We start from the raw sequence: 12,414 nt of genomic DNA, 5'->3' as shown, positions 1-12,414 counted from the left end.
CTCGGTGGCGCGGTGGCTCAGAGCACGGGCAGCATCTTGCGCAGCTCGAAGGCGGTGACCTCCGAGCGGTACTCCTCCCACTCCTGCTTCTTGTTGCGCAGGAAGAAGTCGAAGACGTGCTCACCGAGGGTCTCGGCGACCAGTTCGCTGCGCTCCATCAGCTCGATGGCCTCGCCGAGGTTCTGCGGCAGCGGCTCGATGCCCATCGCGCGCCGCTCGGAGTCGGACAGCGCCCAGACGTCGTCGTCGGCGCCGGCGGGCAGTTCGTAGCCCTCCTCGATGCCCTTGAGGCCGGCCGCGAGCAGCACCGCGTACGTGAGGTAGGGGTTGGCGCCGGAGTCGATGGAGCGGACCTCGACCCGGGTCGAGCCCATCTTGCCGGGCTTGTACATCGGCACGCGGATCAGCGCGGAGCGGTTGTTGTGGCCCCAGCAGATGTAGGAGGGGGCCTCGCCGCCGGCGCCCGCGGTGCGGTTGGCGCCGCCCCAGATGCGCTTGTAGGAGTTGACCCACTGGTTGGTGACGGCGGAGATCTCGCCCGCGTGCCGGAGCAGGCCGGCGATGAACGAGCGCCCCACCTTGGAGAGTTGGTACTCCGAGCCGGACTCGTGGAAGGCGTTGCGGTCGCCCTCGAAGAGCGAGAGGTGGGTGTGCATCCCGGAGCCGGGGTACTCCGAGAACGGCTTGGGCATGAACGTCGCCTGCACCCCCTGCTCCAGTGCGACCTGCTTCATGACCAGCCGGAACGTCATGATGTTGTCGGCCGTGGAGAGGGCGTCGGCGTAGCGCAGGTCGATCTCCTGCTGGCCGGGGGCGCCCTCGTGGTGGCTGAACTCCACCGAGATGCCCATCGACTCCAGCATGGTGATCGCCTGCCGGCGGAAGTCCATGCCGACGTTCTGCGGGGTGTGGTCGAAGTAGCCGGAGGAGTCGCCGGGGGTGGGCCGCCGGCCGTCCACGGGCTTGTCCTTGAGCAGGAAGAACTCGATCTCCGGGTGGGTGTAGAAGGTGAAGCCGAGGTCGGAGGTCTTGGCCAGGATGCGCTTGAGGACGTAGCGCGGGTCGGCGTAGGAGGGGGAGCCGTCCGGCATCAGGATGTCGCAGAACATCCGGGCGGTGCCGGGGGCCTCGGCGCGCCAGGGCAGGATCTGGAAGGTGCCGGGGTCCGGCTTGGCGATCATGTCGGATTCGTACACCCGGGCGAATCCCTCGATGGCCGAGCCGTCGAAGCCGATGCCCTCGTCGAAGGCCTGCTCCAGCTCGGCGGGCGCCACCGCCACGGACTTCAGGAACCCGAGGACATCGGTGAACCACAGCCGTACGAAGCGGATGTCGCGCTCCTCCAGCGTCCGGAGCACAAACTCCTGCTGCTTGTCCATGGGTCACCAATCCTTGCAGGTCAATCGGCCTGTCGAGCCACGTCGGGCAACGTGGTTCGGCACACCAGTATCACGTGAGGGGGTTACCGTCACATTACGCACCCTTGGCCCGAACCAGAACCGGCGCCCCGTAACCCCTCGGAGCCCATCCTTCCCGCAGCGAGCGGGCTCAGCGCTGCGGGCGGCGGCAATCGGGGGGCTTGGCGCAGTCTTGGGCCCGCGCCGGGGGCGCGTTGACCCGGTGTTGACGGCTCCGTTCCGCGGCATTCACACGGCGGGGCCGGGCGGGCACGAGGCGTTCACGGCCGGGCGGTCCGGCGCCGTCCCGGCTACGGCAGCTCCGGCACCGCCGCGTCCCGCCCCGTCCCCGACAGGTCCAGCACCGCCCGCGCCACCGACCCCGGCGCGTCGGCCATCACCAGATGCCCCGCGGGCGCGGCGAGCGCGAAGCGGCCGCCCAGCTCGGCGGCGAGCCCGCGCTGCCGCTCCAGCCAGCGCAGTTGCCGCGGCGTCTCGCTGCCGTCGTACGCCGCGAGGACGGTGACCGGGGCCGCCGGCAGCGGGCGGGCCGACCGCAGTGCGGCGAGTTCCGCGGCCTGGTAGGCGTAGGTCGCGTTCTCCAGGACGCAGGCCCGCAGCACCCGGCTGGTGCGGTAGGTGTGCTCCCACGGGTGCGGTGGATGGCTGCCGACCGTCGAGGCGCGGCCGATCGCCCGGCGGACGGCCGGGCCCAGGGCGCGCGGCAGCCCGGCGGCGGACAGCGCGGCGGCCACGGTGCCCGCCACGGCGGTGCGGGCCGCGCGCGGCAGCCGGGGCCCGGGGGCGTCCTCGATGCTGCCGTCGGCCAGCACGATCCCGGCGCAGCGTGCCGGGTGGAGCCGGGCGAAGGCCTCGGCGTGGAAGCCGGCGAGCGAGTGGCCGACGACGGTGGCCGGGCCGAAGTGGCCGAGCGCGTCGAGGAGGTGGGCGATCCGGTCGGCCTCGCCGGCGAGGGTGGGCGCATCGGGGGCCGGGGCGCTCAGGCCGAGCCCGGGCCGGTCGAAGCGGACGACGGTGCGGTGCGGGGCGAGCAGCGCGGCGACGGCGTCCCAGTCGTACCAGGCCATGCCGAGGCCGCCGCTGAGGACGCAGACCGGCCCGCGGCCCTCGGTCAGCACGTGCAGCGGCACCCCGCCGACCCGCAGGAACCGGCCGGGGACGGGGAGGGGAAGGGGGCTCGGCGCTCGGCTCATCGGTCTCCTCGTCGCGGTCGTCGCCCGTGGTCCTCGCGGGGGCGTTCCCGATGTCGTTGCCCTGGTGATTCCCCCTCCGGTGCGCCTTGTCGCTCCCGATCTCGTACGTCTTCCGCGGGCCCCGGCCGCTCCGGGGCCCGGGCCAGGCAGCAGGCAAGCAGGGCCACGTAGCAGGCGACCAGGAGGACCTGCAGCCGCTGGCCCGCGCCCAGCGCCCAGGTGCCCCGGCCCGCGCTGAAGGCGGCGACGGCGGCCAGCGTCCAGAGCGTGGCGGCGAGTTCGGCCAGCACCAGCGGCGGGCCGAGGCGGCGCAGCGGCGGCCGGAGGCCGTACCGCCGGGCGGCGACGGTCAGCAGGACCAGCGCGGCGAGGGCGCCGGCCATGGCCAGGGAGCTGCTGACGGCGTGCGCGGTGTGCGTGGCCGGCACCAGGCCCGCGGTCTCCCGGGCCGCGCAGACCGGATCATCGGTCGGCGCGCAGCTCAGCGGCAGCCGGGAGTCCGCGGCGGTGGCGGCGCCGAACAGTGCCAGCGCGGCCCATCCCGCGGTCGTCCACGCCCGGCGCTCCTCCGCCGTCAGCGCGGTCAGCGCACCGGCCAGCACCAGCAGCCCGGCGACCAGGTCGGTGGCCCGGAACAGCCCGCCGAGCGGCTGGTCGGCGGCGGCCAGTTCACTGACATAGGCCTGTACGGGGTCGAGCCCGGTGGCGACCACCAGCTCCAGCACCCATGCGGTGTAGGCGAGCGCGCCGAGCAGCAGCAGGACGGCGGCGACCCGGCGCCGGGCGGCGGCGGGCGGACGGGTCGGGGTCACGGGCATCCAGGTGATCGGGTGGACCCGGGCCGACGCACGGGCGGGCAGGCACGCGAAAGGCGAAGGAAAGTCAAGAATAGGCAGCCGAGGGACAGTGCGGCGGCGATACCGGCGCGGACGACCGCATCCGGCGGCCGGGCCGGGCGCGGGTCCCCCGATCGGCGGCTCCTGCCGGGAGGGTCATACCCCTAGGGGGTAGGGTCCCCGGGATGGGCCTCCCCGGCTCCCGCCGGATGTCGTTCCGTCGAGAGGGACGCGATGTGCGAACAGGGCAAGGCCGCCGCGTGGCGCGGCGGGCCGCTGCCGTGCACGGCCCTCCGCCCCCGGCCGACGGTGGCGCGCACGCAGGAGCGCGCCCGGCCGCCGGCACCCGCCACGGCCGGCGGCGGCGCCCCTGACCTCCGCCCCGACCGCACCACCGAGACCCCCACGAGGTGCTCCCCATGCGTACGCACTCCCGCCGCGCCGTGCTCGGCGCGGGTATCGCCGCGGCCGGCAGCGGTCTGCTGCCCGCCGGTGCCACCCGCGCGTCCGGCTGCGTCCGTACCGGCACGCGCGACAAGAACGGCATGGACCGTACGCACGGGCCCGGCGGCGACGTCCCGCCCGGCTACGTCTCCCCCGACGGTCCGGAGGTCGCCGAGGCCGAGCGCAGGCGGGGCGCGGGCCCGGTCCGCAGCATGTCGCTGACGGCCAGCGAGACCGAACTCGACCTGGGCGGGCACACCGTCCGGACCTGGGCGTACGGCGACCGGCTGCCCGGCAGGGTGATCCGGGTGACCGCGGGCGACCGGCTCGCCCTGACCCTCGCCAACCATCTGCCGCAGTCCACGACCCTGCACTGGCACGGGCTGGCGGTGCGCAACGACATGGACGGCGTGCCCGGCCTGACCCAGCGCTCGCTCGCCCCCGGCACCTCCTTCGACTACCGCTTCGCGATCACCGAGCCCGGCACCCACTGGGTGCATCCGCACTCGGGCACCCAGCTGGACCGCGGGCTGTACGCACCGCTGATCGTCGACGACCCCCGGGAGCCGCTCTCGTACGACAAGGAGTGGATCGTCGTGATGGACGACTGGGTCGACGGGGTCGAGGGCAGCGACCCGGACTCGGTGCTGTACGAGGTGAGCGGGGGCCGGTTCCACCACGGGATGAGCCATGACGGCCCGGAGGCGGGCGGCGGCCGCCGGCGCGAGGGGACCACGAGCGCCTCGAACGGCCCGTCACGGATGCTGATGGGCGCCAGGAGCAGGCTGCTCGGCGGGGACGCGGGCGATGTGGACCACCCCTTCCACCTCGTCAACGGCCGGAGCACCAAGGATCCGGAGGTCTTCCGGGCCCGTCCCGGCGACCGGATCCGGATCCGGTTCATCAACGCGGGCAGCGACACCGCCTACCGCGTCTCGCTCGGCGGCCACCGGATGACCGTGACCCACACCGACGGCTGGCCGGTCGAGCACACCGACACCGACGTGCTGCTGATCGGCATGGCCGAGCGCTACGACGTCCTGGTCACGGCCGGGGACGGGGCCTTCCCGCTCACCGCGCTCGCCGAGGGCAAGGGGCGCTCCGCGCTGGCCGTGCTGCGCACCGGCGGCGGCGAGGCGCCCGACGGGTCCACCCGGCCCAGGGAGCTGCGCGGGCGGGTGCTGACCGCGCAGCGGCTGCGGGCCGCGGACTCGGTGCGGCTCGCCCCGCGCGACCCGGACCGCACACTGGTGATGACCGCCACCGGGTCCATGGGACGGTGGAACTGGGCGATCAACCAGCGGCCGTACACCCCGTCCCAGCGGTATCCCGTCGAGGCAGGTGAGCGGGTCCGCATCCGCTTCCGCAACCACACCAAGATGTGGCACCCGATGCATCTGCACGGCCACACCTTCGCGCTGCCCGACGACGGCCCCCGCAAGGACACCCTGGCGCTGCTGCCCGGCCGGTCCGTGAACGTCGACTTCGACGCCGACAACCCCGGGCTGTGGATGATCCACTGCCACAACGTCTACCACTCGGAGTCCGGGATGATGACGGTCGTCGGCTACCGCAAGAAGTAGGCGGCGGGACGCGACGGGAAGAGGGGCCGGTCGGCTCGCGGGCGGCCGGCGCCCCCTCGCGACACCGCCGGTATCGGCTCCGACCCCCCATTGCGTCAGAAAGACGATTACACTGGCGGGGTGCCTCACCTTCGCCTCGCCCTCAATCAGATCGATGCGTGTGTCGGCGACCTCGCCCGGAACGCCGAGACGATCCTGCACTGGACCCGGCACGCCGCCGACCGGGGCGCCCACCTGGTCGCGTTCCCCGAGATGGCGCTGACCGGCTATCCCGTCGAGGACCTCGCGCTGCGCTCCTCGTTCGTCGAGGCGAGCCGCGCGGCGCTGCGCGCGCTGGCCGGCCGGCTGGCCGCGCAGGGCCTGGGCGACCTCCCGGTGGTCGTCGGCTACCTCGACCGCGAGGACCGCGACGAGCCGCGCTACGGCAGGCCCGCGGGCGCCCCGCAGAACGCCGCCGCCGTGCTGCGCCGCGGCGAGGTCGCCCTCACCTTCGCCAAGCACCACCTTCCCAACTACGGGGTCTTCGACGAGTTCCGCTACTTCGTCCCCGGCGACACCCTGCCGGTCATCCGGGTGCACGGGGTCGATGTGGCGCTCGCCATCTGCGAGGACCTGTGGCAGGACGGCGGCCGGGTGCCGGCCGCCCGCAGCGCCGGCGCCGGACTGCTGCTGTCGGTCAACGCCTCGCCCTACGAGCGGGACAAGGACGACACCCGGCTGGAGCTGGTGCGCAGGCGGGCCCGGGAGGCCGGCTGCACCACCGCCTATCTGGCGATGACCGGCGGGCAGGACGAGCTGGTCTTCGACGGCGACTCGCTCGTCGTCGACCGGGACGGCGCGGTGCTCGCACGGGCCCCGCAGTTCGCGGAGCGCTGCGTGCTGGTCGACCTGGACCTGCCGGCCGCGGCCCGCACACCCCCCTCGGGCGTCGTGGACGACGGGCTGCGCGTCGACCACCGCGTCCTCACCCCGGACCCGCTGCCGTACGAGGTGCCCCCGACCGCCGCGGATGAGGCCGCACGCCTCACCGACCTGGCGGAGATCTACGGCGCGCTGGTCGTCGGGCTGCGCGCCTACGTCACCAAGAACGGCTTCCGCAGCGTGGTGCTCGGCCTGTCCGGCGGCATCGACTCGGCGCTGGTGGCCACCCTGGCCTGCGACGCGCTGGGCGCCGAGCAGGTCCACGCGGTGGCGATGCCCTCGCGCTACTCCTCGGAGCACTCCCTGACCGACGCCGCCGAACTCGCGCACCGTACGGGCCTGTCCTTCCGCACGGTGCCGATCGGCCCGATGTTCGACGCCTATATGCAGGCGCTGCCGCTGACCGGGCTGGCCGAGGAGAACCTCCAGTCGCGGCTGCGGGGCACCACCCTGATGGCGCTCTCCAACCAGGAGGGCCATCTGGTCCTGGCCCCCGGCAACAAGTCCGAGCTGGCGTGCGGCTATTCGACCCTCTACGGCGATTCGGTCGGCGGCTACGGCCCCATCAAGGACGTCTACAAGTCCGTCGTCTACCAGCTGGCCCGCTGGCGCAACCAGGCCGCCGCCGACGGCGGCCACACCCCGCCGATCCCGGAGCACACCCTCACCAAGCCCCCGAGCGCCGAACTCCGCCCCGGCCAGGTCGACACCGACTCGCTCCCCGACTACGACGTCCTGGACCGCATCCTGGAGCTCTATGTCGACCGCGACCAGGGGCGCGAGGAGATCGTCGGCCGGGGCTTCGACGCCGAGCTGGTGACGCGGGTGCTGCGGATGGTCGACCGTGCCGAGTACAAGCGCCGCCAGTACCCGCCGGGCCCCAAGATCTCGTCGAAGGGCTTCGGCAAGGACCGCCGGCTGCCGATCACCAACCACTGGCGGGAGGGCGACTGACCGCCGCCCGGGGCCGGACGGCCGCGCCGTACGGGTCTCAGCCCCGGCGGGCCCCGGTCGGCGGGCGCGTGCCGGCGGGCGCCTGCGCGTCCGCCGCGTCGCCGCGGGCCACGATGCGGGAGGTGTCGTGCGCGCCGCGGTCCAGGAAGCCGGCCAGCAGGGCGACGGCCAGGCCGAGGGCGGCCAGGACCGCGCCGACCAGGGGCGGGGAGGTCCAGCCCCAGCCGGCCGACAGGGCCAGGCCGCCCACCCAGGCGCCGCCTGCGTTGGCGAGGTTGAAGGCGGACTGGTTGGAGGCCGCGGCCAGGGTCGGGGCCTGCTGGGCCTTGTGCATGACCAGCATCTGCAGCGGCGTGGTGGTCAGGAAGCCGACGGCGCCGATGAGGACGACGGCCACGAGTGCCGCCCCCTTCAGGTGCGCGGTGAAGTGAAAGGCCGTCAGGACCAGGGCCAGCGCGGCCAGCGAGACGTAGAGGGTGGGGCGCAGGGCCCGGTCGGTGAGCGGGCCCGCGGCCAGGGCGCCGAGGGTCATCCCGATGCCGAAGAGGGCGAGCACCACCGGGACCGAACCGGCCGCGAAGCCGGTGACCTCGGTCAGCATCGACGCGAGATAGCTGTAGACGGCGAAGACCCCGGCGAAGCCGAAGACGGTGGTGAGCAGGCCGAGCAGCACCTGGCGGTGGCCCAGCGCGCGCAGTTCGCGGCCCAGGCCGGTGCGTTCGCCGGCCGGCAGCGGCGGGAGCAGCCGGACCAGGGCGGCCATGGCGACCAGCCCGATGGCGGCGACGACGAGGAAGGTGGCGCGCCAGCCGAGCCGCTGGCCCAGGAGGGTCGCGGCGGGGACGCCGACGATGTTGGCGACGGTCAGGCCGAGGAACATGGTGGCGACCGCGCGGGCCTGCCGGCCCTCGCGCACCAGCCGGGCGGCGACCACCGCGCCGACGCCGAAGAACGCCCCGTGCGGCAGACCGGCCAGCAGCCGGCCGGCGATCAGCAGGCCGAAGGTGGGGGCCAGGGCGGAGGCGAGGTTGCCGACCGTGAAGACCGCCATCAGCGCCACCAGCATCCGGCGGCGCGGCACGCGCGCGCCGAGGGCGGTCAGCAGCGGGGCGCCGAGGACGACGCCGAGGGCGTAGGCGGAGACGAGGTAGCCGGCGGTGGGTACCGAGGTGCCCAGGTCCTGCGCGACATCGGGCAGCAGGCCCATCATCACGAACTCGGTGGTGCCGATGCCGAAGGCTGCGACTGCGAGGGCGAGCAGAGCCAAGGGCATGGAACACCTTCCCGGGTGGGCGTGCGGGCGGGCGCGCGAGGAGCGGACCGCGAGCGCGCGGGACGGCGGACCGCCGGCGCTAAGTACGTGTGCGGAACAAAGTCTCTCAGGCGCGGTATTCCGGCCGGGGAACGGGGCGTGACGGGCCTGTTTCGGCCCGCCGACGGGCCGGGCGCCGGCCCGTCCCCCGTCCGCCGTCCGTCAGATCTTCACCGAGGCCGCGACCGGCAGGTGGTCGCTGCCGGTGGCCGGCATCACCCAGGCCTTGACCGGGTCGATCCCCTTCATCATGATCTGGTCGATCCGGGTCATCGGGAACGACGCCGGGAAGCTGAAGCCGAAGCCGTCGCCCGCCGCGCCCTGCGCGGAGCGCATCTGGGAGGTGAGCGGGGCCAGCGAGCGGTCGTTCATGGTGCCGTTGAGGTCGGCGAGCAGCACGGCCTTCTTCACCGGGTCCGCGGCGATCGCCTCACCGAGCGCCTGGGCGCTGGTGTCGCGCGGGTTGGCGGTGAAGCCCTTCTGGGGGTTGACCCGTACCGACGGCAGATGGGCGACGTAGACGGCGATCTGCTGGCCGTCGGCGGCGGTGACGGTGGCCCGCAGCGCGCGGTTCCACCCCATCTTGGTGTCCACCGGCCGGGTGTCGGTCAGCGGGCGCTTGCTCCACAGCCCGACCGTGCCCTCGATGGTGTGGTACGGATACGCCTTCGCCAGCCCCTGGCGGTAGGTCGACATCGCGTCCCCGGACAGCTCCTCCAGGGCCACCACATCGGCGCCGGACTTCACCAGGTCCTGGGCGGTGCCCGCCGGGTCGGGGTTGTCGGCGCTGACGTTGTGGGTGACGACGGTGAGGTTGCCGCCCTCGCCGGCCTTGTCGGTGACCTGGCCGCCGAAGAGGTGGACCCACACGAAGACCGGCAGCAGCAGGGCGACCAGCGCGGTGGCCGAGCGGCGCAGCACCGCGGCGAGGAGCAGCACCGGGATGCCCAGCCCCACCCACGGCAGGAAGGTCTCCAGCAGACTGCCCAGGTTCCCCACGGTGTTGGGGATCTGGGCGTGCAGGATCATCACCAGCCCGAGCAGGACGGCGAGCACCGCCAGCACCATGCCGCGCCGCCAGGTGCCCTCGGGGCGCCACCAGTTCCGCAGGCGTTCGGCCCGGGAACCGGTCTGCCCGGGGGTGTGCCCCTGCCCCGGTTCCGTCATGTATGCCTGCGCCATGTAGCTGCCCTCACTGCCGTGCTCGGTGCGCCTCACCTGTGATCTACGACCCTAGGCGATGGCCCGTAATGTGCTTTCTTAGGAATGAGGACGGCGCGCTGCGGGGGCGGGGTTCCGGCCTCGGGACGTGTGACAGCGGCTGTGACAGAACAGGCATGCTCCGGTCATACGGTACGCCGGGCGGGCCGGTCGCGGCCCGGGCCCCGGCCGCGGCCCCGGCGGGCGGGATCCGGCCACCCAACCCCGCCGGGGCGCCGCGGAGTTCAGCCCGCCGCCGTCGCCGCCGCGGGCCGCGCGCCGGGCCGCACCCCCTCCAGGACGAGGTCGACGAGGTCCGCCGGGAGTGCCTCGGGCAGATCCGTGCGCTCGTGGAGGAGGGCGCGGGCCAGCATCGGGCCCACGAAGAGGTCGGCGAGGGTGTCCAGGTCGTGGTCGGCGCGGATCTCGCCGTTCGCCACCCCGCGCCGCAGCACCCCGAGCAGCGCCTCGTGGCGGGCCCGGATGACCGTGGCGTGGTACTCCGCCCACAGCTCGGGCTGGGCCCGGACGTGGCTGACGACGGTGCGCAGCAGGGCCGAGCCGCGCTTGGCGAGTCCGCGGTGGCGCAGGAACTCCAGCAGCGAGACCAGGTCGTCGCGGACCGAGAGGCCGGCGGCCGGCGGGCTCGGGACGTCCAGCGAGCGCATCACGTCGAGCATCAGGGCGTTCTTGCCGGGCCAGCGGCGGTAGACGGTGGCCTTGCCCACCCCCGCCTCGCGCGCGATGCGTTCCATGGACAGCTCCGCTATGGAGACGCCGTCCTCGATCAGGCTGAGCACGGCCTCGATGATGGCGGAGTCGGCCGCCGCGCTGCGCGGCCGGCCGCGGCGCCCGGGGACCACCGCCGCCGGCTGCCCCCCGTCCGCCGCGACCTCGAAGTCCCCCGCCGCCCGGTTCATCGCTGCACGCCCGCCTTCCGCTCTTCGTGGGGCTCCGCAGGCTGCGGCGCCGGGACCATTTTGCCTGGTAGGAACGCCGCGGCCACCACGGTGCCGAGCATCGCGACGACCGCCGAGCCGAGCGCGGTGATGTGCATGGCGTGGACGAAGGCGTCGTCGGCGGCGGTGGTCAGCGGCCGCCCGGCCGGGCCCAGCCGGGCGGCGAGGGAGAGGGTCGCCTCGATGGACTCGCCGGCCGCGTGCTGGGCGGCGGCCGGCAGTCCGGGCAGCGCGTCGAGCGTGCCCTGGATGCGGTCGCGGTAGCTGGTGGACAGCAGCGAGCCGAGGACGGCGACGCCGAGGGTGCCGCCGACCTGCCGGAAGACGTTGTTGAGCGCCGAGCCGGAGCCGGCCTTCTCGCGCGGCAGCGACTGCATGACCGCGACCGTGGCCGGCGGCATGATGTGCGCCATGGCGGAGCCCTGGATGAAGAACAGCGCCTCCATGAGCCACAGCGGGGTATCGGTGTCCAGCAGCAGCAGGCCCACCATGGTGGTCGCCACCACGAACATGCTGAAGGTGCACACCGCCCGGGCCCCGTAGTGGTCCACCGCGAGCCGGGCCCGCGGCGCGAAGATCAGCTGGGCCGCGGCCAGCGGCAGGATCAGCAGCCCGGCCTCCAGCGGGGAGTAGCCGCGCACGCTCTGGACGTAGAAGACGATGAAGAAGGTCACGCCGGTGAGCGCGAAGAAGACCAGCGCGATGGCGGTGATCGCGGCGGAGAACGCCGGGATGCGGAAGTAGCCCATGTCGATCGACGGATGGTCGCTGCGCTTCTGGTGCACCACGAAGAGGGCCAGCACCAGCACCCCGCCGGCGATCGGGCCGACCACCCGGGCCTCGGTGAAGTCGGCGAGCTGGCCGCCCTTGATGATCCCGTAGACCAGCAGCACCAGCCCGATGACGGACAGCAGCACCCCGGCCGGGTCCAGCCGGCCGGGGCGGGGGTCGCGGGAGTCGGGCACCAGGATCACCATCGCGACGAGCGAGAGCACCACGATCGGCGCGTTGATCATGAAGACCGAGCCCCACCAGAAGTGGTCGAGCAGCAGCCCGCCGGCGATCGGGCCGACCGCGATGGCCACGCCCACCCCGCCGGCCCAGATGCCGATCGCCTTCGGCTGCTCCTCCCGCTCGAAGACGTTCATCAGGATGGCGAGGTTGGAGGGCATCACGAAGGCGCCGCCCACCCCCATCAGCGCGCGGAAGGTGATCAGCTCGCCGGGCGAGCCGGACACCCCGGCGAGCACCGACCCGGCCCCGAACACGGCCAGGCCGAAGAGCAGCATCTTCTTGCGGCCCAGGCGGTCGCCCAGCAGTCCCGCGGTGAACAGCAGCCCGGCGAAGACCAGGGTGTAGGAGTTGATCGCCCACTCCAGCTCACTCTGCGTGGCGCCCAGCCCGACCGGGGCGGGGGTGGCGATCGTCTTCATGGCGACGTTGAGGATCGAGTTGTCCAGCACCACGATCAGCAGGCTGAGCATGAGGAGGGAGAGGATCGCCCAGCGACGGCGGTGGATGCGGTCCGGGATCCGGCGGTCGGGGGGTGTGTCCGGGGCGGGGGGTGAGGTGACCATCCGGTCACTCTATGCAG

Annotated in this window: 9 protein-coding genes; 2 read left to right on the top strand and 7 right to left on the bottom strand. The window is 73.7% G+C overall.

Annotated features, from left to right (window positions below; genetic code table 11):
- Positions 1-17: 17 nt before the first annotated feature.
- The 3 genes from glnA2 to IEY78_RS28270 all read right to left on the bottom strand — a co-directional run bounded on the left by glnA2 (position 18) and on the right by IEY78_RS28270 (position 3,429).
- Positions 18-1,379 (bottom strand): gamma-glutamylpolyamine synthetase GlnA2, encoded by a 1,362-nt coding sequence (gene glnA2 / locus IEY78_RS28280; RefSeq protein ID WP_189102998.1) that lies wholly within the window; start codon positions 1,377-1,379, stop codon positions 18-20.
- 329 nt (positions 1,380-1,708) lie between these two features.
- Positions 1,709-2,611, bottom strand: a complete 903-nt coding sequence (locus tag IEY78_RS28275) for an alpha/beta fold hydrolase (RefSeq protein ID WP_189102996.1) — start codon at positions 2,609-2,611, stop codon at positions 1,709-1,711.
- A complete protein-coding gene (locus tag IEY78_RS28270; protein ID WP_189102994.1) occupies positions 2,608-3,429 on the bottom strand; it encodes a DUF998 domain-containing protein in 822 nt (273 codons plus the stop codon). Before IEY78_RS28270 ends, IEY78_RS28275 begins: the two co-directional genes overlap by 4 nt.
- A gap of 437 nt (positions 3,430-3,866) precedes the next feature.
- Between IEY78_RS28270 and IEY78_RS28265 the strand changes: the two genes are divergently transcribed.
- Together IEY78_RS28265 and IEY78_RS28260 are read left to right on the top strand one after the other, a co-directional pair.
- Positions 3,867-5,474 (top strand): multicopper oxidase family protein, encoded by a 1,608-nt coding sequence (locus IEY78_RS28265; protein ID WP_189102992.1) that lies wholly within the window; start codon positions 3,867-3,869, stop codon positions 5,472-5,474.
- Positions 5,475-5,594: 120 nt separating this feature from the next.
- On the top strand, positions 5,595-7,349 hold the full coding sequence (locus IEY78_RS28260) for an NAD+ synthase (RefSeq protein ID WP_189102990.1): 1,755 nt from the start codon (positions 5,595-5,597) through the stop codon (positions 7,347-7,349).
- A gap of 37 nt (positions 7,350-7,386) precedes the next feature.
- Here the strand turns inward: IEY78_RS28260 and IEY78_RS28255 are convergent, their stop codons facing one another.
- From IEY78_RS28255 to IEY78_RS28240, 4 genes are all read right to left on the bottom strand, one after another.
- Positions 7,387-8,622 carry an MFS transporter gene (locus tag IEY78_RS28255; protein WP_189102988.1) on the bottom strand — a complete coding sequence of 412 codons (1,236 nt, stop codon included), beginning with the start codon at positions 8,620-8,622 and terminating at the stop codon, positions 7,387-7,389.
- Between the two features lie 201 nt (positions 8,623-8,823).
- Positions 8,824-9,828 carry an endonuclease/exonuclease/phosphatase family protein gene (locus IEY78_RS28250; protein ID WP_373294263.1) on the bottom strand — a complete coding sequence of 335 codons (1,005 nt, stop codon included), beginning with the start codon at positions 9,826-9,828 and terminating at the stop codon, positions 8,824-8,826.
- A gap of 278 nt (positions 9,829-10,106) precedes the next feature.
- Entirely contained in the window at positions 10,107-10,781 is a 675-nt protein-coding gene (locus tag IEY78_RS28245; protein WP_189102986.1) for a TetR/AcrR family transcriptional regulator, read from the bottom strand.
- Positions 10,778-12,397, bottom strand: a complete 1,620-nt coding sequence (locus IEY78_RS28240; RefSeq protein WP_189102985.1) for an MFS transporter — start codon at positions 12,395-12,397, stop codon at positions 10,778-10,780. Before IEY78_RS28240 ends, IEY78_RS28245 begins: the two co-directional genes overlap by 4 nt.
- Positions 12,398-12,414 lie beyond the last annotated feature (17 nt).

This window comes from Streptomyces kronopolitis (assembly GCF_014646275.1).
In the GTDB taxonomy this organism is placed as follows: domain Bacteria; phylum Actinomycetota; class Actinomycetes; order Streptomycetales; family Streptomycetaceae; genus Streptomyces; species Streptomyces kronopolitis.
Note: the sequence above shows the minus strand (reverse complement) of the source record. Positions and strands in the feature narration are given on the sequence as shown.